This is a genomic window from Eionea flava, assembly GCF_055393785.1.
Genome location: NZ_AP036018.1, coordinates 2,015,263 through 2,040,000 on the forward strand (window position 1 = coordinate 2,015,263; position 24,738 = coordinate 2,040,000).

Here is a 24,738-nt window from a genome sequence, read left to right on the forward strand (position 1 = left end):
ACCCGCAATGAGTAATGAAAAAAAATACAGTGTACTTTTTGTAGACGACGAAAAGCGGATATTAACCGCTCTACGCTCTATTTTTCGCCGCGAATATACGGTTTATATTGCTAATGGTGGTGAGGAAGCGCTCGCTATTTTGGCAGAAAATAAGATTGATGTAATTGTCAGCGACCAACGAATGCCTAATATGCTTGGGCACGAACTTCTCGCTAAAGTACACCAACGTTACCCTAAGACAATGCGTTTATTGCTTACTGGCTTTATGGACAAAGAAGCCATTATCAAAACCATTAACGAGGGCGAAATTTACCGTTTTATTAATAAGCCATGGCGCAATGATGACATCCATAAAACCATCGCAGAAGCGGCACTCGCGTCTGAATTTGATATTGTCGATAACATTGACCATGCCGCCACCAGCACGAAAGAAAAAAGTACGTTTTTAAGGGATATTGCGGGTAATAACCCCGATCAAGGCGTGGTTATGATGGGTAGCAGCCAAGAACTACGCAATCAAATCCGTCAGGTGTGCCGAGAACACGGCATCAATATTTATGGCACACAAAGTATTCCACAAGCGGTAGGCGTCGTTTCTGCGAAATCTGCTATTGGCGTTGCCATTATTGAGCTTCCCGTTAACGCTGATGAAGCGATGCAAACCATCAATGTTCTCAAAGAAAAGCGGCCAGAGCTTATTTCGATTGTACTAACCAATGAAACCGATGCTGAAACCGCCGTGGAATTAATTAACTCCGGGCAGGTTTTTCGTTATTTGGCTAAACCATTAGAAAATACAAAACTTGAACAGGTTATTGAGCAAGCATTTACTCGGCATAGTGTGATCAAAAACCATTCGGGCGCGAAACAACGTTTTAAAGTTGAAAAAACACGACGCTCATTAACGAGTAGTATCAAAGAACTTTTTTCTGCTTTTGGGCGTACGACTAACCACACATAGCCGAGCGACACGGCAAGCCGTAAGAACATAGGTTAAGCACAATGAAATCATTAACAGGTATTATTAAGTTTGGACTTTTTTTTCTACTGCTATTTAGCTTCTCTGCAACAGCGACAGAACCTATTTATACCGGTGGGTCGGCAAAAGCTGCTATTAGAGGTTACGATACGGTCGCTTACTTTACCGAAGGTAAAGCCGTAAAAGGGAATAAAGAGATTAGCTATGAATATTTGGGCGCTACTTGGTGGTTCTCGTCTGAAGAACACCGCCAGCTATTTATTGATTCGCCCGAAGCTTATGCTCCTCAATATGGTGGTTACTGCGCTTATGCGGTATCGCGCAATACAACAGCGTCGATCAAACCTAAAGTGTTTAATATACACAAAGGTAAACTTTACCTAAATTATAATAAAGGGGTACAAAAGCGTTGGCTAAAAAATAAAGAAGAACGTATTAGCAACGCAGACAATTATTGGCCCGAATTAGTTAATGAGTGATCGAGGAATACAACAATTAATTAGGGGAATTCTGATTAAGCCCGACCGTCATATCGGACTTGATCCCATAACTGTCCGGAATAAAATGACAATTAATGCTGCAATAGTCGATAAAACGCGGATTATTGCTGAATAGACACTTAATATTTAAACGATCGTCATACCTGCGAAAGCAGGTATCTAAAATCCCGCTGAATAGTAGCGTGACTGAGTCAAGAACTGAGAAATACCCATAAAATAGCGGTTTTTATATCATGTAGCACAGTCAGCCAATTGCAATTAGAGATACCTGCTTTCGCAGGTATGACGGCTGGGATAGTATTCCGGACAGTTATGGGACTTGATCCGGTATCCCTTTAATATAAACGCTTACTAGATTCCAGTTTTCACCGGAATGACTTGTTCAGAGATTCCTTAGATCAAATCAACGCGGCTACGGTATTTTTTTAAACGTATAAACATCAAAGCGCGTCGATTTACCCTCAAAAACAAGATTAGGCGCAGGCAACGCTAACTCGGGATACTGCGTATGTATAGCGGGTGCTTTACGCGGTCGCTTCACTACAACACGGTACTGTGCAGAGGCCAATGCCAACGCCAACACTTTACCCGCATCATCATCACGCCCTACCAATGTATGAAAAGCTTTCATGCTTTTGTTAACGGCCGCTTTACTGGTACGCTCAGGAAACATAGGATCAAAATAGATGACATCTACCGGGTCTGTTAGCCCCTGCAGATATTCACTACTTTGGGCATAGTGGCAGCACATCCGTGATAGCACATGCTGTACCTCTGGGTCTTGGCTTAAATGAGCCCTCTCTAAGCCATCATTGAGCAGTGTATGTACAATCGCTGAACGCTCAATTAATGTGACATGACAACCCAGCGTGGCTAGCACAAAGCCATCTTGACCTAAGCCCGCCGTAATATCTAATACAGCAGGGCGAGAAGCTCCTTTCACCCCCACGGCTTTGGCGATCATTTGTCCTTTACCACCACCAAATTGACGACGATGGGCATTCTCCCCCGCCACAAAATCGACCATAATTGGCCCCGCCGCTTTTTTACCCGTCGCTTGCAAACAAATACCTTGCGTTGTGACATGTAATACAAAATTGTCGGTACTTAATACGGCTGGCGATTGGGGCAATAAGGGATAATCGAGTTGCTGAGCAAGGTTTTGCGCTTGAGCAAGGCACTCAACGTCATAGCAAATACCTACAATAGAGGTGACGTCTGAGGCATTAGGATGGATTGACAAAATAGGTGATGGGATAGGTTAAGAAAATCGTTTAGGCAAACATTAAGCCAATGGTATTACGCTGCTGGTACATCACTTTCATCGTAACAGGCTCTTGGTTAACCGCACCTGCCACTTTAATAAAACGTACCTGTACTTCGGTGCCGACAGGGGGAATCGTCTGGCTATCTAATTGAACCGATGCACCACCATCGGAAATATCTTGTGTAGACCCAATCATCGCGCCGATTGACGGATGCGATATTTCGACGCGTATCGCCGCAGCCTTACGCTCGAATCGGCGGCGATCATCAATCATGTTGCTGTTAGATGGATCGTTACTAATACCCGAAATGAATGTCATGATTGCCTAAAGAGTTACTTATTAAAGTGATTGGTACGCAGAATCATCAAAAGATTTCCTGCTGTCTATTATTAATTTAGGCTTTATTTGGCAATAAAGCAAATATAGCGCTTGATTCTATCGATTTAAAAAGACAAACCTAAACGCTGACCGACCATTTCATAAGACTCAATGACATTGCCCAGCCCTTGGCGAAAGCGGTCTTTATCTAATTTTTCGCGAGTATCTTTGTCCCACAAACGACAGCCATCGGGAGAGAACTCATCACCTAAAATGACTTCACCATGATATAGGCCAAACTCAAGTTTTGAGTCAACAAGCAACATATTGCCTTCTAAAAATAGCGCTTTTAGCACTTCATTGACTTTAAATGTGAGTGTTTTCATAACGGCGAGCTGTTCTGCAGTTGCCCAGCCAAATGACTCAATATGGTAATCATTGATCATCGGGTCGCCAAGTTCATCATTTTTGAGGAAGAATTCAAAAGTAGGCGGCGTCAAATCGATGCCTTCTTCAACACCTAAGCGACGGCACAATGAGCCTGCCGCGATATTACGTACAACACACTCCACTGGAATCATGTCCATTTTTTTCACCAAACATTCATCGTCTGATAAAAGCTTTTCAAAATGCGTAGGAATACCGGCGGCTTCTAGCTTCTCCATAATAAAGGCATTGAACTTATTGTTGACCATACCTTTACGATCAAGTTGCTCGATGATTTTTCCATCAAACGCCGACGTATCATTACGAAAATGTAACACCAACAAATCATCATTATCAGTGGTATAGACTGACTTGGCTTTACCGGCGTAGAGTTCTTGACGTTTTTCCATCGTAATTACCTAATATCTTTCTAGTGTATTTTGTGTATGTGATTGAGCGTACAGCGACTTAAATAGCAACTGGGGATACTGCGTGTTCCGCCTCGGCAAGCGCGCCATTATACGGAGACAAGCTTAACCAATCAAAACCTTCATCTTGGCAAGCATAAACGACGTTATTGATCGGCGCTGGAAGATCACCAAACACCTGCTGTACGAGATCAACACTGTTATTTTGCTGACTAATATGTGCCACCACCAAGTGTTCGAGTTTTTGTCGATCAACAGAAGCTAAAAATCGCGCCGCTTGCTGGTTACTCAAGTGTCCCCAAGCCCCGCCTACACGCTGCTTTAAAGATAACGGATAAGCACCTGATGCTAGCATTGCGGGGTCATGATTAGCTTCTAAAATTAATGCGTCGCATGATTGATAATGCATTTCTACATGAGGGCTGACATTACCCAGATCGGTGAGAATACCTAAACGTTTGTTGCCACACTCGATAATGTATTGCGCTGGTTCGCTCGCATCATGGGGAACCGCGACTGGGGTAATCTTAAATTGATTAACCTCAAAAGCTTCATAGTGATGAATAATCGATACCGTCGATAGCTCACCCGCTTTTTTACTACGCTGTGTGCCCGCTGTCATATATACCGGCAGTTTATATTTACGCGCTAATGGCCCAACACCTTTAATGTGATCGCCGTGCTCATGAGTCACCAACACAGCATCTAATTGTTCAGGTTTCAGGCCGATACGAGCCAAGCGTCGCTCAGTTTCTTTAAGGGTAAAACCGCAATCAATTAACACCGTTGTACTGGTAGAAGAGTCGCCGTCATTAATACTGCGCACGACGGTTCCATTGCCTTTACTGCCACTACCCAGAGAAGAAAATGCTATTGGCACGCGCGGTTCTCACAAACTTGTTGTCTGTTACACATATTGCGCTCGGATGAACTCATTAATAAAGCAGCTTTTTAACAGTATCCAGCAACGCTTTCGCTTCAGAAGAAGGTAAAGGGCGGCCATAGCCATCGCGGATAAACAAGTGCTGTTTATTACTGTTAACAGATCGAAGTACTAACATATAGCCGGGAACATTAGATAATGTTTTTACTGTGTTGCGCTCTTGAACACTGGGAAAAAGTTGCGCAACCGCTGTCTCATTAGGGAGTTTGGCTAATACTTCCTCTAAAGGGTATGAGCTCTCATTTTTCAAAAATTGCACCGTCGCAAGATCATAGATAAAACCTACGACTTTATTTGTTAGCGTCTTTTTTTCTTGCGTGTCATCTTCATCAAAATAAATAACGCCCGCGGCTTGATCATAATCATAAGTCACAAACTGGCTATCGTTGAGACTATTCAACAAGACATTATAGGCACGTTCTTGACTGACCAAGAGCTCAACAATAGGCTCACCATTCACACTATTTGATGTACTCTTAGGAGGAAAGCTAATCGCGCTGGCAATTAAGGAATCGCCTTGAGAAGGCTGGTTCGAAATTACCTTGGCAATATCTTTCAACAACCAAGCTTCATGGGACGAGCTCTCTGACTTTTTCGGCCATTCCGTTGCCGGAGGTATCGATGTTCTATCCGTTCCTTTAATGTTAACGGCATGAATCTCCGTTAACTCTGGCTGAAATCCTGCTTCTAAACGTAGCTGGTAGCGGTAGGATTCACCAAAGTTAGCACCCTCACTGATCCAGTCAGTTTCTATCACTGCAGTATTAACATCTTGCTCAAGACTCAGTATGCGCCGCGATTGTAAAAAAATAAGGAGCTGCGACCACGTCGCTGACGCTTCTTTAGGAACGACTAACCACGATTTATTTTGAAAGGTTTGTACACGCGGCTCAGTGATTGATTGACGCGATGCCAACGTCGGCGGCAAGGGCTCTGCAAACTCGCCTGTCGCTAAACGCCCATCGCTTTCGGGAATCGTGTAAATCTGACCCAGCGCTTCTTTATCTAGATTATCTGGTACTACAACCGGGGGAAGTGTTTTTGAATCAAGATAGGCATCATTGCTTGAACACGCTGACAATAAAAATGCCGTAGCGAAGCCAATAATCATTCCTTTCGACAAGCGACACATTGTTAAAGTAGTTATAACTGACAAGTGAATTCCCATAACATTAATAATTAATAGATTAGCGGTTGTTTAGTTAAGCAATTCAAGGCTGTTCATCGCACTCAGCAATGCTGGCTGACAAGCTTCAGACAAGGGTGTTAGCGGTAAGCGAATACCTGAAGAAATTCGTCCCATTTTGTAGAGCGCCCATTTAACAGGAATCGGGTTAGCCTCGCTAAATAATGCATTATGCAAAGGCATCAACTCTTCCTGCAACGCCACTGATTGCGATTGCTCACCCAGCAGACTCACTCGACATAATTCCGACATTTTTTGCGGTGCAATATTAGCCGTCACAGAGATATTGCCTTTAGCACCGAGTAAGATAAGCTGATTCGCCGTTTCGTCATCGCCTGACAGTACCAAAAAATCAGCCGGCACCTGCTCAATTAATGCTTTACCTCGAACCATATCACCCGTCGCATCTTTGATACCAATAATATTGGGGTGACTCACTAAACGCAGCACCGTTTCGTTGCTCATATCAGTAATGGTTCGGCCTGGAACGTTATACAATATTTGCGGTACGTCCACAGAATTAGCTATATGTAAAAAGTGCTGATACAAACCTTCTTGCGTGGGTTTATTGTAGTAAGGCACAACTAACAGGCAGGCATCAACGCCGAGTTTTTTAGCGGCTGCCGTTAGTTCAACTGCCTCACTGGTAGAGTTCGCCCCAGTACCGGCAATGACTGGAATACGGCCATTCACTTGTTTCACAACCGCATCAACAACACGTAAATGTTCATCAACTGACAAGGTAGCCGACTCGCCCGTGGTGCCAACGGCAACAATACCATCTGTTTTATTATCAAGGTGAAATTGCACTAATGCGGTTAACGCATCCCAATCAATGCCATTATCGGCGGTCATTGGGGTGACCAGTGCAACCAAACTACCTTGAATCATAGCGTTACTATTCGCCATTAGAGAACTCCAAAAAACCAGTAAAAACCGTTGTTTTTATTCTGAAAAATTAATGTGACATGTTACTGACGCTAGCACGCTTATACAAGCCAAATCCGCTTAAACACGGCTTCAATCAAGCAATTTCGTTTAGGAACAAAGAAGATGAAACCTCACGAGGCTCATTACTTAGAATACAGGCGGGCTTTATTCGGCGGGCGTGTTTTAAAACGGCGATGAACCCACAAATACTCTTCAGGATTGGCACGAATACAACGCTCAAAGTGTTGATTTAAAACCCGTAAATCCGCTGAATTATCACCCGATGGAATAGTCTCAAAAGCGGGTAAAAATTCGATTTCATAACCACTAAAATCAGGTAATCGGCGATACGCAATACCTACCATCGGCACATTGGCCATCGCCGCTAAACGCGGAGGCGCAGAAACCATAGCGGCATCAATACCAAACCACGGCACAAACTCACTGACTTTGGCGCCATAATCTTGATCTGCGGCATACCACAACCAATCGCCCCGCTTCATTGCTTTGACCATGCCTCTAACATCACGACGATCGATAGCCGTCGACGCTCCGTTATGCCGCTCTCGACCATATTGCTGCACAAAGTCATACACCGGATTATTATGTGGCCGATAAGACATCGACATATTAAATAAACGATTGATCGCCACGTTGGTAATTTCTAAGGTATTAAAGTGCATAGCCATAATCAATGCCCCTTGAGGCTTTCCTGACGATTTAGCACCTACATTGCCTGTCGTGGACTGCTGTAGCGCATGCCAGCAATCAACTCCCTTTACCACAAAGCGTTTACGCAAACGCCAATAAGGCATAAACCAAGCAATGCCGGTTTCAAAAACCGTCATGCCGTTGGCTTCAAAATGCTTTTTAACCAGCCGGTTGCGTTGCTCAATGGAGTACTCAGGGAAACATAATTCGATATTACGTTCTGCAACATATCGGCGCGTAGCCATCAAATGGTAAAGAAGCCGCCCCAATCCACGCCCCATCCACATTTGCAACCGAAAAGGCAGTTGAGCTAGCACTGCAGACAACCCAAGCAACACCCATGTTAGCCAATAGCGTGGGTGCAATAAAGAAAGGGAAAACGAGGTGGAGCGATCTGGCATTAAAAAATCTCTGAACAAGTCATTCCGGTGCAAACCGGAATCTAGTAAGCGCTTGAATTATAGGGATGCAGGATCAAACCCAGCATGATAACAAAGGAGCTTAATGAGAAACTCCTTAAGGCGCAGGATTACAATACCGCTGATGAATACTGGCAATATCGGTGAGTATCTCATCAGTGAATGTCACATCAACGCTGCGTAGATTCGTCGCTAATTGCTCTAACGTCGTTGCACCAATAATAGTAGACGTCACAAACTGCTGCTGATTCACAAAGGCCAGTGCAAATTCACTAGGATCAATTTGATGCTCACGAGCTAAATCAACGTAGGCATCTGCTGCCGCTTTCGCATAAGAGTTGGTATAACGTGTAAAACGATCATAAAGCGCTAGTCTTGATCCTTCGGGCAATACACCACCGTAATATTTGCCTGACAACATACCAAACGCTAACGGAGAATAGGCAAGTAGGCCGATATGCTCCCGCAGTGACATTTCGGCCAAACCAATTTCATAGGTGCGATTCAGTAAATTATAAGGGTTTTGAATCGTCACGGGATACGGCAAACCCAGCTTATCCGCTACACGACACACCTCCATCACTCCCCATGGGGTTTCGTTGGATAGTCCATAGTGACGAATTTTTCCGGCTTTTAGCAATTCACCTAAAGCGGTGATGGTTTCCTCTAAAGGGATAATATCTTCATCTTGTTCTAGCGATACACATCCCAGACGCCCAAAAAAGTTCGTCTTCCGGTCGGGCCAGTGGATTTGATAAAGGTCGACATAGTCAGTTTGTAAACGACGCAGGGAATCATCAATCGCTTGCTTAATTTGTAAACCGCTCGGCCGCGGGCCACCACGGATATACTCAAAGCCTGGGTTTAATGTGCCATTACCCGTAACCTTGGTGGCAAGAATGACTTTATCCCTCACACCACGATCAGCTAACCAACGACCAACGATTGCCTCCGACTCACCATAAGTTTCCGCCTTAGGAGGCACTGGATACATTTCGGCAACATCAATCGTATTTACCCCATGTGCCAACGCATAGTCCATCTGCTCAAAGGCTTCGGCTTGCGTATTTTGCTCACCATACGTCATGGTGCCCAAGGTGATTTCACTCACATTGATGTCGGTGTTGCCTAACGGTCGATATTGCACCACTCTCTCCTAATGCTTAACGCACTCTATGTTTGGCGGAACACTGGCACGCTCTACCACTGGATAGCCCGCACAGTTTCTACAAGCATTAGCTAACGGATAAAAAGTCAGCGTCAACTAATGGCGAGGTGTCTGCTGCGTAATCCACGCCATCAACGCCAAAGCCAAATAAGCGAAGAAATTCTGCTTGATACAATGCAAAATCTGATAAGTCGTTCAAGTTTTCAGTAGTCACTTGTGGCCAGATTGTTTCAACTTTTGCTTGAATCGCTGGATCCAACTCTAGTTCATCCACACGAAAACGCTGATCATCATCTAAACGCGGGCTACTGGTATATAGACACTCCGTAAACAAGCGCTGCAGTTGCTCTATACAACCTTCATGCGTGCCCTCTTCTTGCATGACTTTAAATAAGATCGCAAGGTACAGTGGCATCACGGGTATCGCTGAGCTGGCCTGAGTCACCACGGCTTTTAATACACTCACGTGTGCCGAACCACCGATTGGCGATAACTGATTACGCAACTCACCAGCGGCACGATCTAAATCTTCTTTGGCTTTACCGATCGTTGCATGTCCATAGATTGGCCACGTCAGTTTTTCACCTAGATAGGTATAAGCGACAGTTTGTGCGTTATCGCTCAGTAAATCAGCGCCTACTAATGCATCAATCCATAGCTGCCAATCTTCGCCACCCATCACTTTTACTGTCGTCGCGATTTCTTCATCGCTAGCTGGCTCAACGGTAACTTCACCAACGACTTGGGTATCCGTATTCAAATTTTTAGCCGTATAACTATCGCCAATCGGCTTTAGAGTCGACGTATAAACATCACCCGTCACAGGGTCTTGTCGACGAGGGGAAGCCAAGCTATAAACCACAAGATCGATTTTGCCCATATCCGCTTTAATTTGCTCGATCACCTGCGTTTTACATGCGGTGGAAAACGCATCACCATTAAAACTTTTCGCATATAAGCCTGCTGCTTTCGCTGCCGACTCAAAAGCGGCTGAATTATAGTATCCCGCAGAGCCGGTTTTACGTTCAGTAGGCGGTTTTTCAAAAAACACACCCATTGTTGCTGCACCATAACCAAAGGCTGCGGTAATACGCGATGCCAAACCGTAACCCGTAGATGCACCAATAACGAGTACATTTTTTGGCGCTGATTTATCACCTGCTATCTCATAAGGCGCTTTTGATTGAATAAACTCAATTTGCTGCTGAACATTAGCCGTACACCCCTGAGGATGAGCATTGGTACAAATAAAACCACGAACTTTGGGCGAAATAACCATGAAAAACCTTACCTTGTAATAAAATACGAAGTTTACGTATTGTCGAAAGCGACGTTATCGAAGCAGCCTAGGCGGTTGCAACGTAAGAAGCGCCTCATTAACTAACGATTAAAAATAACGGCGCATTATAAACGGATGCATGAGCCTTGGCTAACTCTCATAGATAATCCACATAGTTTACTAACCCTGTGTAATAGCCCTGTCATCACTAACGATGGTATCTAAAACAACAGTCACCGGTGAAAGTCTAGCGACAACGCAAGCGTTAACGATATAATCGAGTCACATTCATTGATCATTTTCAGTAGCCATCATTATGAGCACCTCTGTCGCTAACAACCTTTCAAAACAAAATTCAAAACCAAGTATTGACCCTGATTTATTTAACTTACGGGCGGATACCCCTCAAACGTGGGTCGATACCGTATTAAGCCACTTTGACCACTTTTTAAATGACCATGCACAAGCCGAGAAAAAAGCATCGGGCATGGCCATGTCGATGGTTTCACACTATCCCGACAAACCCGACATTGTGAAAGCGATGATCGACTTAGCCATTGAAGAACTAGCGCACTTTCGTGAAGTGATCAAACTGATGCATAGCAAGCAGCAGTATTTGGGCCGCGATGAAAAAGACCCTTACGTTAACGCGCTACGCAAAACCATGCGCGACGGAACAGAGCACTATCTATTGGATCGATTATTGATTGCGGGAATTATTGAAGCGAGAGGCTGTGAACGTTTTGGACTCATTGCCCAACATCATCCCGATGCGGAGCTACGGCAGTTCTACCAATTGATTACAGACTCAGAAGCCAAACATCACTTATTATTTATTGAGTTGGCTAGTCATTACTTCCCTGTCCCAACCATTGAAACACGCCTTGATGAGCTGTTAACTATTGAAGCCGAAATTGTTAGACAGCTTCCCATACGTGCAGCACTGCATTAATGCAGCAAAACACCCAACACCCGCCCCACTCTCCTTTTCGCCAGAAAGCGTTAAACGGCTATTTACAAAAATACGCCGAACCTGAACACTGTATCGCAACGCACACCTGTTTTAAGGCACAGGCAAGCTATTCACACTGTTTAGTTATTCCCGCTTTTAATGAAACACGCGATTTCGTTACACGCATAAATACATTTAATGGTATTAGCGGCCGACTGTTACTTATCATCATTATCAACCAACCTGATAACGTGATTGATCAGCAAAAAAACCAAAGCCTATGGGACTATTTTTGCCAGCTTGATGATGATCATAAAGAGCAACAACCCTACTCCATTAACAACTCATCAAACACAGCATTTTTATTTAAATCACTAAGCACTAACAGTGACTGCTTAGTCATCGACCGATTTACGCAAGCTATTCCACGAAAAAAAGGCGTTGGCCTTGCAAGAAAAATAGGCGGGGATATTGCCTGCCAGCTTATCTACCAACAAACATTACAAAGCCATTGGATACATTACTCTGATGCCGACACCCATTGGCCATCAACTTATTTTGATGCCACAGCGACATTACCCAGCCACTACAGCGCAGCCGTTTACCCTTACAAACACGCACCCTCTGGCGATACATTACTGGATAATGCAACTCAACAATATGAAGCGAGCCTGCACTACTATGTTGATCAACTGAAGCAAGCAAACTCTCCTTATGCCTATCACACACTTGGGAGCTGCATCGCAACTAATGCCTATCATTACAGTCAGGTGCGTGGCTTTCCTAAACGGTCAGGAGGCGAAGACTTTTATTTGCTCAACAAGCTCGCCAAAGTCGGCTCTATTTTTTCATTAGAAAAACCCACGCTGCTAATTGATTCACGCCTATCCCAACGCGTACCTTTTGGTACCGGGCCTGCGGTTGAAAAAATAATAGACACTTACCGAAAAAATGAACAAGAGACGACGAAAGCACGCTTATCGATTAAACCCATGCCAAGAATAGATTATCACCCTCAGTGCTTTGCTGAGCTGGCATCGTTGCTCCAACACTTCAACCACCTTTATGACTACAAAAGCGCTCAAAGCAACACCGAAAAACCAAGCTATGCTCAATGGCTTAATGTACTCAGCCCTGCTTTACAGCAAGCGTTGCATCATATTGGTGTAGACGTGTTATTCCGACATATCAGTAAACAAACTAACAGCCCACAGCAATGCATCCAACACTGCCATTATTGGCTCGATGGTTTCAAAACACTTAAACTTATTCACCTGCTTACAGAGACTTACCCTAAAACAATAGTTCCGAGTATAGGAATAGAGAACAACACTGATGACGCTGATCTTTCGTAAAAACTTACATGGGCTCACATGGTTTATTGCCAGCTTATGCGTTAGCACTCTTCTCAGCGTGCTGCTTTATCTTTCTCTGATTATTCAATCACAAAATGAAAGCGAAGCCACGACGAAAATTTATCAGCAGTCTATCGCCGCATCTATTAGCCAGTATGAATACTTACCCGCATTGATGGCTAGTGAATCATTATTTGTTAACGCTTTGCTTTACTCATCTAACAATCGTTTGGTCGTCAATCAGCGATTACAGTTTATTACTGCACGGGCTGGTGCCGATGTGGCCTATATTATGAATCGATCAGGAGAGGTCATTGCAACCAGTAATTACAAGCAGCCCAGTAGTTTTTTAAATAAAAACTACGCCTTTCGCCCGTATTTCAAAGAATCCATCGCAAGCAAGACACGGCAATTTTACTACGCCGAAGGCGCTACAACGGGCATCCCTGGTTTTTTCATTGCCGAACCCATCATTTATAACCAACAAGCCATCGGTGTTGCGGTTGTCAAACTATCAATGAGTTATTGGGAAGAAAACTGGAAAAACGCTAACAACACCATTATTGCCGCCGATAGCAATGGCATTATTGTATTAAGTTCACAAAGCCAATGGCGATATAAAGCAACCCGCCCGCTTTCGCTTGCAGAACACTCACGCATTAGCCAACTCCAACAATTCGGTCAACGACAACACGAACATTTATATCGCCACAAATACCAACTATCTCCGGGTTTCTTTTCATCCCTATTACCCACAGCGACTTTTTGGGACGTAGACAATACGATCTATTTAGCAAACAGGTCTGACATTCCTGCGGTTAATTGGTCGTTATACCATTTAATTAATCACCATACATTTTTATATCCTGCACTGATTCTATTTTCGATCATTAACATTTTTATCTTTCTTGCCTATCTATTTCGCAGAGAAAGAAGGTACAGAATTGCATCTACCGATAAAACAAAGGCACTAGAAGCACTACAAAAAGAAGAGCTAAAGCGTGTAATGGATAACATTAATGTTGGCATTGTACTTTTTAGTAACGAAGGGAAAGTCGTGTCACTCAATGCACATGCAAAACTACTGCTATTTAAGACCACACAGGCACCCCCTGAAAACACACATCTCGAAGATATTATTGATATCAGCTTTGACAAAATAGATACCTTATTATTTGAAAATATCGCGTCAGCGACGTATCACGAAACCTATACTCTTCACCAAACACATGACAAAACAGCAATAATGTTTGCAGTGAGTAAAATAACAGCCATGAATACTCGCCTTTATTTAATGACACTAATTAATATTGAGCGACGAAAAAGTGCAGAAAATGAACTAGTCAATATTAACAATTCATTAGAAGACATTATCATGCAGCGCACAGTTGAATTAAAAGAAGCGCAAGCCACACTGATACAAAAAAACAAAGCTGCTGCATTAGGGAATATGGCGGCCACTATTGTGCACGAACTAAGTCAGCCACTCTCGGCCATCAACAGCTCAGTTTCTGCTATAGATGCTAAAATAATTCGCAAAGATTGGGATGGAGCAAAAATTTCAGCCGCACGGCTCAACCCCTTAAGCAAAAAAATGCACGACGTCATTAACCTGCTCAAAAACTTTAGTTACAAAGATGAAAAAGCACAAGAAAAAGTATGCATCAACACTGTCGTTCGACAATCCATTGATACCTTTCGTGACATTACTTTAGATAAAAAAATAACGCTCAATGAATATTATTATGACAACAGTGAATCAGAAGCAGCACTCGATAAAGAAGCAGCGAGCAGCCAACAAGATAATGACGCAGTCAATGATTATGCATTCACACTTGCCAATCCGCTAAAACTAGACTTAGTCTTCACTAACATCATAAAAAATGCAATTGAGGCCTCCGAAAAAAACAATCAACCCGAAATCACTATTCGTACAGAAAAAAACGCTTATTCTATTTACGTACACATCACCGACAATGGTGGCGGCATTAACCCGGACGTTATGTCGACGTTATTTACACCCTACTTTACAACAAAGGCAGTGGGTAAAGGCTTAGGATTAGGCTTGTCAATTTCTCACGAAATCATCCAAGAATATCAAGGGAAAATTTACGCTAACAATAGTCGCGATGGCGTATGCTTTACCATAGAGCTGCCGCGTCATGATTAAACACTTAATAATTTTCTACCGATAGAGCCCATCATGAAAAAAAATGATATATGCATCATACTTATCGATGACGACAAAGATATTCGCATAAGTACAGAAGATTTATTATCGACACGCTTTGATAACATTGAAAGCTATAGCTCGCCAAAAACAATACTACCGCGCATTACTACCGATATGCCCGCTGTCATTGTTACTGATTTGCGCATGCCGAATGATGATGGTTTAGTTTTTGCTTGTGAAGTTAATCGTATTGACCCCCACCTTCCCGTCATTCTTATGACCGGCTATGGCGATGTATCTACCGCAGTTGATGCCATGAAGCATGGCATTTACGATTTTATCGAAAAGCCTGTCGACTCTGAGCGACTACTGAGTACCTTAGCTCGCGCCATTGATAAGCGGCGAGCGACATTATCGCTAAATACGACAAAAGAAAAAGCCAACAATACTCATGCGATTGACCAATCAATAATTGGTTATAGCGAGGCAATGAAGAGTATCAAAAAACACGTTATTGATTTTTCATCGATGGATATCCCCGTTGTTATTTATGGTAACACGGGCACTGGAAAGGAACTTACTGCCCATTGTTTACATGATTTTAGTGAACGCAGAGAACAACCCTTTATCCTATTAAATTGCGCGGCTATCCCGGAAGAGTTAATCGAAACTGAGCTTTTTGGCTATACCCGAGGCGCCCCCTCAAATGCAACAGCACTGCATAAAGGAAAAATTGAGCAAGCCAAAAGCGGCACGCTTTTTCTTGATGAAATTGATAGTTTACCGAGCAATGTACAGGCAAAATTACTGCTCGCTTTATCTGACAAAACGGTCACACCCGTTGGCAGCAATGTGAAAATTCCTATTCGCTGCCGCATTATTTCTGCCACAAAAACAGAACTAAAAGGTAACCCATCATTTAGACAAGACTTATTTTTTAGTCTACAAGTGGCTGAAATCCGTTTACCCGATGTACAACATCGGGAAGAAGATGTGATTGCACTCTTTAATCACTTCACATTACAACAGTGCGAACATCTTAATACGCAATATCAACCACTGAATGATGATGGAAAAAGAAAGCTACTCGCTTATGAGTGGCCAGGTAATGTTAGAGAATTAATTAATGTAGCTATACGCCATGCAATGACCCACTGCAACGATATTGATCATGCACTGAATAACAATGAATTGGACGACTTTTATCGCAATAAAGACCAATCACTGAAGCAGCAAGTGGAAGCTTACGAAGAGTTACTCATTAAATTAAAGTTGCGTGAACACAAAGGAAAAGTGTCTAAAGTATTAGAAGATTTAAAGATAGAGCGCCGAACATTCAATCAAAAGCTTAATCGCTACGGAATTAATACCGGTGAGTATAAAGAAAGGGAGGGTAATTAAGAAATATTGGCATCTCTCAGTCATCGGCAAAAAGACACCTAATGAGTTACGGATGACTTACTTAATGCATATGATGGTGAACATGGCTCTCACTAACATGCTGATGTTGTTGTGCGGTTACTAGAGTCCATACGCCAAACAAAATAATCAATACCGACAACCCTTGCCTGACTCGGCTATTTCTCACCCACCGCACTAAGCGTTCAGCAAATAATCCGCTAGCGACCACCGCAGGTAAAGTGCCCAATGAAAAGGCCAGCATCGTGGCAACCGCTTGAAACGTTGAGTTCGCTGATATGGCATAAGCTAATGCGCTATAAATAAGACCACAAGGCAACCAGCCCCACAGCGCGCCCAAAAACAGTGCCTTTACCGGGGAGTTAACCGGTAATAACGAACGGCTCAGAGGCTGAATATATCGCCACACATACCCTCCTGCTTTTTCTAAATACATTAACCCTCGCCACCAACTCGCCAAATACAAGCCCATAGCGATTAATAAACAACCGGCGATAATGCGCATAAATTGTAACGAAAAATAACCTTGTATTTGATCAACAAACTGATAAAAAACATAGGCAATCAACACATAACTTGTAATACGGCCAAAGTTATAGAGAACAATAAAGTATAATCGTCGCGAGTAATTAGCGTCACTAATTCCCATTGTCAGCGCTCCCATAATACCGCCACACATACCTATGCAGTGAGTAGCACCGAGCAAGCCTATAGAGAATGCAACTGTTAACGATACCCAATCCATTATTCTTTTTCGCTATCTGTCGAAGGTGGTACACGTTCTGAGGATGATTTATCAATCGGTTCATCAAACAAAATGCGATGACCCTCGGTATTTAAATTGTCATACTGACCATTGTTAATGGCCCAAAAGAGCAACTTAATCGCTAACACCACAACAATAAGAGCAATAGGGATTAGTAAATACAAACTTTCCATTGAGCAGCCTTTAATTATTTTTTTGATATAAGACTCTAAAAAAATTGAAAAAGTCATTCCGGCGAAAGCCGGGATCTGTTAGACACTTGTATGACAGAGATACCGGATCAAGTCCCATAACTGTCCGGAATAAATATTCATAGAGCAAGAGCTCCTTGCATGGATTGGTAATACAAGACTTTCTTACGCCTCTTTTTCTCTATTTGCCACTCTGTTTCAACTCTCTGAAACAGAGTCGCTCGCAAGCTCATTAGGCACATCTTCAAGCTCACATCTTGTCGAAAATTGCGCTGATACAATTGCACCAACAAGTACGTAATAATGGCGCTATAAATTTGTATTTTTACCGCATTTTTACTACGACCCAAGAACACTTTTATTTTTAAGTGTTGCTTGATCCATTTAAAAAACAATTCAATTCCCCAACGCTGTTTATACAACTGAGCAATCTCTTTCGCTGACCGCGTCATGTCATTGGTCGCGATAATTAACGGCGTATCTTTATCCGGCCGACTCACTGTAATCTTTCGTAGTGGCGTACCGTGATAATGATTAACCCTAGCGCCTCCCGGACGTTTGTTTTTAAAACACACTATCGCATCTTCTAAAATTATCGCCTCATCTTTGGCTTCGATTGGACGATACGATTCAACCACTAAAGACGCATTACGTTTAAAACGAGAGACGAATACGCTACCTGATTCATGTAAACGATACCACCAGTTATAGTCGGTATAACCCCTATCAAACACATACGTCGCGCCTATTTCCGCTTCCGTTTTTCTACCTACTTCAAGATCACCTATCTTAGGTTCTGTTATTTCAAGGTTGACCGGAGTATTACTCGGAGACGCTATCGTTAAATGCGCTTTTAATCCCTGAATACGATTATCTTTTTCTGCTTCAGCCCACTCATCGTAACCTAAACCCACTAACGGTATCGGTGTGGAATCTAGTAAATACAATAGGTCACTGAGTTCACCTTTCACTTTTTTGTGTCCGCGCTTTAAGAGCAATGCACAGATATCAGCAAACACGTTATTCGAACGATATTTATTCGCATCTGATAATGTCGAACGCTTAATTTTACGACAACCTAAATGGTAATGATGCGTCTCCTGACTATTAAAACCCGCCTCTAATTCTCGTAAGCTTTGGCATCCTGATACCTGCGCATAGATCATTGCGAGCAGTTGATTCCAGCAACGAAATCCTTTGTTGTGCTTATCTGCTTTATGCTTTGAAACCACTTTTTCTACTGCTTGGCGAGGAAGTGCTTTCATTAATTCAGTAAATCGTGTATTTCTATACATATTGCAGCCTCTAGGTTATGAGTCGTGTCAGTGGGTTTTACCCTTTAAACCTAGAGGCTGCAACCTCTTCAGCAATACGCTTAACTTTTATTCCGGACAGTTATGGGATCAAGTCCGGCATGACAAAGTGGACTCAAAAATTACACCCTGTAACAAGTAACTAATAACTAATAAATCGAATCATAAGTATCTAACAACTTACACGCGCAAGGCGTTAATCACGACAATCAGCGAGCTTAATGACATACCGATTGCCGCTAGATAAGGTGGAATAAAGCCCGCTGCCGCTAGCGGCAAGGCCGTAACATTGTACGCTAAAGCCCACGTAATATTTTGCCGCATAATTTTTTTGCAACGATGCGCGAGCGCAATACTTTTTGACAGCACAGTTAAATCATTATTAAGCAAAATCGCATCCGCATGGGTACGCGCAAAATCAGAAGCAGAATCCATCGCAATAGACACATCAGCGCCTGCAAGTACTGGCACATCATTAATCCCATCACCCACCATCAATACTTTATCACGCTGATTTTGCTGCTGCCGAATGTAGGCTAATTTTTCTTCTGGCGTTACACCGGCCGTATAATTTTTCACACCTAAGTGCTCAGCCATGCTACGCACAACCGATAAGTGATCCCCACTAAGAATATCAACGGTGATACCTTGACCGCCCATAGAAGAAACAACCGTTGATGCCGATTCACGCAACTCATCCGACAAGCCGAACCACGCAATAGGCTGCATCGACGTCACATCACTCAATAACACCCACTGTGCTTGCGAAGGGCGCTGCACATGTTGATGCAAAAAGTTAGACTTACCCAAAAAGAAGCGCCCAGCAATGCCATCAATCATCACATCACCTTCAACGCCCATACCCGTGTGAATCACTTGATTATCCGCACGACTACTCGTCTTTTTATCAACAAAGGCCTGAGCAATTGGATGGGATGATCCACTTTCTAGTATGGACGCTATCGCCATCACCTGCGCATCAGTATAAGACGCATCAAGACGCTGAATATCAACGACACAGGGCTTACCATGAGTGAGCGTCCCTGTTTTATCGAAGACAACACGTGTTATTTGCGTGAGCGTCTCGATAACATGCCCCTTAAGCACCAGCAAGCCATGCGCGCGCAGGCGAGAAAGTGTGGCAGTTAGAACAGTGGGGGTCGCCAAAGACAACGCACACGGACAGGTCACCACTAAAACCGATAACATCACCCAAAAGGCTTGTTCTGGCTGGTGAAAATGCCAAAAGGTATAAACCGCAACAGAAACCACTAATACTGCGGCAACAAAATAACGAGACACTGTATTTGCCAGCTCTTGCACTTGGGGCTTATCTTGCTCCGCAAAGGTGGTTAAGCGCTCAATGGTTGACAGGCGAGTGGCTTGCTGAGTCGCCGTTGCTCTTATGACTAAAGAGCCGTCCATATTAACGGTACCGGCAATCACACTATCGCCTTCACACTTCTTAACCGGTTCTGCTTCTCCGGTAATGAGAGCCTCATTGACGGCACTAGTTCCTTTAAGCACAACACCGTCACAAGGTAAGCTAGCGCCCGAAGCAATATGCAAGTGATCACCTATCGCTAAGTCAGCAAGCACAACTTCTTCTGCACACTCATCGACTAAGCGTGTCGCTACCAAAGGCAAGAGGCGTGTCGTTGCGTGAGTTTGACGACGATTTTTATAGCGGGTGCGCATTTCTAAGTATCGCCCCCACAATAAGAAAAAGGTAAACATTGAGACCGAATCGAAATAGACCTCACCAGTACCCACCACCGTTGCCCAAATACTGGCAAAATATGCCAAAACGATAGCAATCGATACCGGCACTTCCATCGTAAGTTGCCCACGCAACACGTTTTTATAAGCGGTAAACCAAAAGGGTTGCGCGCTAAACAAGACAACCGGTGTTGCCACCACTAAGCTCACCCAACGCAACAAAGACTGCCACTGTTCTTCAATACCTTGCAACGCCCCAGCATGCAAACCAATAGCCACCATACCCACTTGCATCATACCGAAAGCAGCGACACTTAAGCGCATTAACGCCATACGTTGATAACGCTGGTGTTGCTCTTCGTTTTTATCTTCGCTAAAGGGTTGAGGCCGATAACCAATATCATCTAATGCTGACATTAATTGGCTTAAACTAATACTATCCCGCTGCCAACATACGGCACATTGATGTGTATCCGCACTCACATTGACAGACACCACGCCTTGCATACTCTTCAAGTGTTGTTCAATCAACCAAACACAGGCAGCACAGGTAATATCGTCTAATAATAAATAAGCTGTGCTGATTTTGTCGTCGCTTTGAGCGCTAGCCTCCTCATGAATAACAAAGTCTTTTTGTACGTCATCACGATCGTAAAGGGCAAAAGAAACTTTTTGCTGCTGTGGTCTTCGGTTCAACTCTGAGCGGTATTGGTAAAATTGCTCCAATCCATCGTTATTGATGATCGTCGCAACCGCTAAGCAACCGGGGCAACAAAACTCTCTCTCTTTTTCTTGAAGTGTCAGTACAAATTCACCTGCACGATCAATAGGTAAACCACAGTGGTAGCATTCTGGAGAAGAGGACGTGTTATTCACGTAAAATAAATACCGTGTATTCGCCAGACATTACCAGTTGGCGGTTAAGGTGACAGCAGACTGCTCTGCAAAGTTGATCTCACCGCGCAAACGCCAAACATCTTTTGACGAGCTATCGGTATCATCTAAATTAATAGGCGCTGGCTGCCCGTCTGAACGCAAGCGTAAATACCAACGATAATTTAACGGCTGATCAAGCTCTGTTTGATAGTGCCCCTGAGCGATATGCTGCAAAGTAAGCTTATGGTCTTGCGATTGATCCGACATATGACTTAATTCTAGATAAATCGCATCGGGGTACTGCTGAAGATTATTGCTCAGCACAATACCTAATTCATCGATAGAACGATCAAAGGTTAAGGCCGCGGTCATATCTAATTCACCCGCCAACACATCCTCATCTAAGCGCGCATTAATCATTCGTCCTTCTTTGTAATAATTGTCGACAACCCGATCATCCGCTCCGCGTATTGCGACACTCACAGTAAAGCTAGACACTATGACCACAACAATTAAAGGCGCCAAGATAAACCATGCCCAAAACTCTTGATACCACTTTTTATGGGGTGAATTAGCGTCTTGCGTATTACTCATAATAAATCCATAAATAAAGAAGAGTTACAAAGAGGTTTTACTGAATTGCGAGCAAAACAGTTTAATATTGGACTACACAACTGTTTTATTTTAGATGATAAAAATAAAGAGGCCAATATACGCTAGGCAGCGATCGATCACCAGCCTAGGGGTCATCAATTAACTTCTCAGGCTTCTATGTAAAGCACATAAAAAAACCCCGACCATTACTGATCGGGGTTTTCGAATAAAAGCTTGACGATGACCTACTCTCACATGGGGAAGCCCCACACTACCATCGGCGAGGAATCGTTTCACTTCTGAGTTCGGTATGGGGTCAGGTGGTTCCAATTCTCTATGGTCGTCAAGCAAACTGGGTGATCATTAAGAGAACCTCTCTCAATAATCTAAATTAGATGCTTGTGTTGTCTACGTAATACACTCTTCTATCTTGGCATATGCATTCGATAATCATGTTTATCCAATGGCTTATTGCTACAGCCTCTCGGCTTTATATTGTTGATATTTCTATCTTTATCACTAATCAGTCAATTAAGAACAAGCTATATGTCAGTCTGTTTCTAATTATCTCAATTATATGGTCAAGCCTCACGGGCAATTAGTACTGGTTAGCTCAACGCCTTACAACGCTTCCACACCCAGCCTATCAACGTAGTAGTCTTCTACGGCCCTACAGGATTCTTAAAGAATCAGGGAAAGCTAATCTTGAAGGAGGCTTCGCGCTTAGATGCTTTCAGCGCTTATCCCGTCCGAACGTAGCTACCCGGCAATGCGATTGGCATCACAACCGGAACACCAGAGGTTCGTCCACTTCGGTCCTCTCGTACTAGAAGCAGCTCTTCTCAACTTTCCAACGCCCACGGCAGATAGGGACCGAACTGTCTCACGACGTTCTAAACCCAGCTCGCGTACCACTTTAAATGGCGAACAGCCATACCCTTGGGACCGGCTTCAGCCCCAGGATGTGATGAGCCGACATCGAGGTGCCAAACACCGCCGTCGATGTGAACTCTTGGGCGGTATCAGCCTGTTATCCCCGGAGTACCTTTTATCCGTTGAGCGATGGCCCTTCCATACAGAACCACCGGATCACTATGACCTACTTTCGTACCTGCTCGACTTGTCAGTCTCGCAGTCAAGCACGCTTATGCCATTGCACTAAACTCCTGATTTCCGACCAGGATTAGCGTACCTTCGTGCTCCTCCGTTACTCTTTGGGAGGAGACCGCCCCAGTCAAACTACCCACCAGACACTGTCCGCAATCCCGATAAGGGACCAGCGTTAGAACCCCAAACATATCAGGCTGGTATTTCAAGGTCGACTCCACAACAACTAGCGTCATCGCTTCAAAGTCTCCCAGCTATCCTACACAAATAGGTTCAGAGTTCAGTGTCAAGCTGTAGTAAAGGTTCACGGGGTCTTTCCGTCTAGCCGCGGGTATACGGCATCTTAACCGCAATTTCAATTTCACTGAGTCTCGGGTGGAGACAGCATGGCCATCGTTACGCCATTCGTGCAGGTCGGAACTTACCCGACAAGGAATTTCGCTACCTTAGGACCGTTATAGTTACGGCCGCCGTTTACCGGGGCTTCGATCAAGAGCTTCGCCTAAGCTAACCCCATCAATTAACCTTCCGGCACCGGGCAGGCGTCACACCCTATACGTCCACTTTCGTGTTTGCAGAGTGCTATGTTTTTAATAAACAGTCGCAGCCATCTGGTCACTTCGGCCGACATCGGCTTAGAGAGCAAGTCTCATCACCAACATCGGCGCACCTTCTCCCGAAGTTACGGTGCTATTTTGCCTAGTTCCTTCACCCGAGTTCTCTCAAGCGCCTGGGTATTCTCTACCTGATCACCTGTGTCGGTTTACAGTACGGTTCTTTATTACCTGAAGCTTAGAAGATTTTCTTGGAAGCATGGCATCAACCACCTCGCTCAAAAAAGAGCTGGTCATCACCTCTCAGCCTTAGAAACCCGGATTTACCTAAGTCTCCAGCCTACTAGCTTTCATGCGGACTACCAACGCCGCACTGGCCTAGCCTACTCCGTCCCTCCATCGCAGTAATAAAAAGTACAGGAATATTAACCTGTTTCCCATCGACTACGCGTTTCCGCCTCGCCTTAGGGGCCGACTAACCCTGTCCCGATTAACGTTGGACAGGAAACCTTGATCTTCCGGCGGGGGAGTTTTTCACTCCCCTTATCGTTACTCATGTCAGCATTCGCACTTCTGATACCTCCAGCAACCTTCTCAAGTCACCTTCAACGGCTTACAGAACGCTCCCCTACCATACTCGAAAGTATCCGCAGCTTCGGTTGCTAATTTAGCCCCGTTACATCTTCCGCGCAGGCCGACTCGACTAGTGAGCTATTACGCTTTCTTTAAAGGGTGGCTGCTTCTAAGCCAACCTCCTAGCTGTCTAAGCCTTCCCACATCGTTTCCCACTTAATTAACATTTGGGACCTTAGCTGGCGGTCTGGGTTGTTTCCCTCTTCACGACGGACGTTAGCACCCGCCGTGTGTCTGCCATGATTGCACTCCACGGTATTCGGAGTTTGCATGGGGTTGGTAAGTCGGGATGACCCCCTAGCCCAAACAGTGCTCTACCCCCGTGGGTGAGACATGACGCACTACCTAAATAGTTTTCGGGGAGAACCAGCTATCTCCGGGCTTGATTAGCCTTTCACTCCGACCCACAGCTCATCTCCGCATTTTTCAACATACGTGAGTTCGGTCCTCCAGTGCCTGTTACGGCACCTTCAACCTGGCCATGGGTAGATCGCCCGGTTTCGGGTCTATTGCTAGCGACTCGCGCCCTAT

20 protein-coding genes and 2 rRNA genes (1 of these 22 only partly in view) are annotated in these 24,738 nt (G+C 44.1%); 6 read left to right on the forward strand and 16 right to left on the reverse strand.

Going from position 1 to position 24,738, the window contains the following annotated elements:
- The first annotated feature begins 7 nt into the window (after positions 1-7).
- A complete protein-coding gene (locus tag ACZ5O6_RS08800; protein WP_447092611.1) occupies positions 8-961 on the forward strand; it encodes a response regulator in 954 nt (317 codons plus the stop codon).
- 41 nt (positions 962-1,002) lie between these two features.
- Positions 1,003-1,458, forward strand: a complete 456-nt coding sequence (locus ACZ5O6_RS08805) for a YHS domain-containing (seleno)protein (protein ID WP_447092612.1) — start codon at positions 1,003-1,005, stop codon at positions 1,456-1,458.
- 433 nt (positions 1,459-1,891) lie between these two features.
- Here ACZ5O6_RS08805 and ACZ5O6_RS08810 read toward each other — a convergent pair whose 3' ends face one another.
- From ACZ5O6_RS08810 to fabV, 9 genes are all read right to left on the reverse strand, one after another.
- Positions 1,892-2,722 carry a class I SAM-dependent methyltransferase gene (locus tag ACZ5O6_RS08810; RefSeq protein WP_447092613.1) on the reverse strand — a complete coding sequence of 277 codons (831 nt, stop codon included), beginning with the start codon at positions 2,720-2,722 and terminating at the stop codon, positions 1,892-1,894.
- A gap of 31 nt (positions 2,723-2,753) precedes the next feature.
- Positions 2,754-3,065: a PilZ domain-containing protein gene (locus ACZ5O6_RS08815; protein ID WP_447092614.1), complete on the reverse strand. Its 312-nt coding sequence runs from the start codon at positions 3,063-3,065 to the stop codon at positions 2,754-2,756.
- 125 nt (positions 3,066-3,190) lie between these two features.
- On the reverse strand, positions 3,191-3,901 hold the full coding sequence (gene purC / locus ACZ5O6_RS08820; protein ID WP_447092615.1) for a phosphoribosylaminoimidazolesuccinocarboxamide synthase: 711 nt from the start codon (positions 3,899-3,901) through the stop codon (positions 3,191-3,193).
- A 58-nt stretch (positions 3,902-3,959) separates the two neighbouring features.
- Entirely contained in the window at positions 3,960-4,799 is an 840-nt protein-coding gene (locus tag ACZ5O6_RS08825; RefSeq protein ID WP_447092616.1) for an MBL fold metallo-hydrolase, read from the reverse strand.
- Between the two features lie 55 nt (positions 4,800-4,854).
- Positions 4,855-6,018 (reverse strand): outer membrane protein assembly factor BamC, encoded by a 1,164-nt coding sequence (gene bamC, locus ACZ5O6_RS08830; protein WP_464283502.1) that lies wholly within the window; start codon positions 6,016-6,018, stop codon positions 4,855-4,857.
- A 42-nt stretch (positions 6,019-6,060) separates the two neighbouring features.
- Entirely contained in the window at positions 6,061-6,939 is an 879-nt protein-coding gene (gene dapA, locus ACZ5O6_RS08835) for a 4-hydroxy-tetrahydrodipicolinate synthase (protein ID WP_447092618.1), read from the reverse strand.
- A gap of 182 nt (positions 6,940-7,121) precedes the next feature.
- Complete coding sequence (gene lpxL, locus ACZ5O6_RS08840) at positions 7,122-8,090, reverse strand: LpxL/LpxP family Kdo(2)-lipid IV(A) lauroyl/palmitoleoyl acyltransferase (RefSeq protein ID WP_447092619.1); 969 nt, start codon at positions 8,088-8,090, stop codon at positions 7,122-7,124.
- A gap of 115 nt (positions 8,091-8,205) precedes the next feature.
- Positions 8,206-9,255, reverse strand: a complete 1,050-nt coding sequence (locus tag ACZ5O6_RS08845) for an NADP(H)-dependent aldo-keto reductase (RefSeq protein ID WP_447092620.1) — start codon at positions 9,253-9,255, stop codon at positions 8,206-8,208.
- A gap of 88 nt (positions 9,256-9,343) precedes the next feature.
- A complete protein-coding gene (gene fabV / locus ACZ5O6_RS08850; protein ID WP_447092621.1) occupies positions 9,344-10,555 on the reverse strand; it encodes an enoyl-ACP reductase FabV in 1,212 nt (403 codons plus the stop codon).
- Between the two features lie 316 nt (positions 10,556-10,871).
- Here fabV and ACZ5O6_RS08855 point away from each other — a divergent pair, with 316 nt between their 5' ends.
- The 4 genes from ACZ5O6_RS08855 to ACZ5O6_RS08870 are packed head-to-tail and all read left to right on the forward strand — an operon-like array spanning position 10,872 to position 16,436.
- Entirely contained in the window at positions 10,872-11,507 is a 636-nt protein-coding gene (locus ACZ5O6_RS08855; RefSeq protein WP_447092622.1) for a MiaE family protein, read from the forward strand.
- Entirely contained in the window at positions 11,507-12,862 is a 1,356-nt protein-coding gene (locus ACZ5O6_RS08860; RefSeq protein WP_447092623.1) for a hypothetical protein, read from the forward strand. Before ACZ5O6_RS08855 ends, ACZ5O6_RS08860 begins: the two co-directional genes overlap by 1 nt.
- A complete protein-coding gene (locus ACZ5O6_RS08865) occupies positions 12,843-15,032 on the forward strand; it encodes a sensor histidine kinase (RefSeq protein WP_447092624.1) in 2,190 nt (729 codons plus the stop codon). The genes ACZ5O6_RS08860 and ACZ5O6_RS08865 overlap by 20 nt, the downstream gene beginning before the upstream one ends.
- A 33-nt stretch (positions 15,033-15,065) precedes the next feature.
- Positions 15,066-16,436, forward strand: coding sequence for a sigma-54-dependent transcriptional regulator (locus tag ACZ5O6_RS08870; protein ID WP_447092625.1), 1,371 nt, complete (start codon positions 15,066-15,068; stop codon positions 16,434-16,436).
- Positions 16,437-16,497: 61 nt separating this feature from the next.
- Here ACZ5O6_RS08870 and ACZ5O6_RS08875 read toward each other — a convergent pair whose 3' ends face one another.
- The 7 genes from ACZ5O6_RS08875 to ACZ5O6_RS08905 form a co-directional block, all read right to left on the reverse strand.
- Positions 16,498-17,199, reverse strand: a complete 702-nt coding sequence (locus tag ACZ5O6_RS08875; protein WP_447092626.1) for a sulfite exporter TauE/SafE family protein — start codon at positions 17,197-17,199, stop codon at positions 16,498-16,500.
- Positions 17,199-17,393: a cbb3-type cytochrome oxidase assembly protein CcoS gene (ccoS, locus tag ACZ5O6_RS08880; RefSeq protein WP_447092627.1), complete on the reverse strand. Its 195-nt coding sequence runs from the start codon at positions 17,391-17,393 to the stop codon at positions 17,199-17,201. Before ccoS ends, ACZ5O6_RS08875 begins: the two co-directional genes overlap by 1 nt.
- 137 nt (positions 17,394-17,530) lie before the next feature.
- Positions 17,531-18,706 carry an IS4 family transposase gene (locus tag ACZ5O6_RS08885; RefSeq protein ID WP_447093035.1) on the reverse strand — a complete coding sequence of 392 codons (1,176 nt, stop codon included), beginning with the start codon at positions 18,704-18,706 and terminating at the stop codon, positions 17,531-17,533.
- A 198-nt stretch (positions 18,707-18,904) separates the two neighbouring features.
- Positions 18,905-21,319: a heavy metal translocating P-type ATPase gene (locus ACZ5O6_RS08890; RefSeq protein ID WP_447093031.1), complete on the reverse strand. Its 2,415-nt coding sequence runs from the start codon at positions 21,317-21,319 to the stop codon at positions 18,905-18,907.
- 30 nt (positions 21,320-21,349) lie between these two features.
- A complete protein-coding gene (locus ACZ5O6_RS08895) occupies positions 21,350-21,913 on the reverse strand; it encodes a FixH family protein (RefSeq protein WP_447093030.1) in 564 nt (187 codons plus the stop codon).
- A 232-nt stretch (positions 21,914-22,145) separates the two neighbouring features.
- Positions 22,146-22,261 (reverse strand): 5S ribosomal RNA (gene rrf / locus ACZ5O6_RS08900).
- A gap of 229 nt (positions 22,262-22,490) precedes the next feature.
- A 23S ribosomal RNA gene (locus ACZ5O6_RS08905) occupies positions 22,491-24,738 on the reverse strand; it runs 625 nt beyond the window's last position.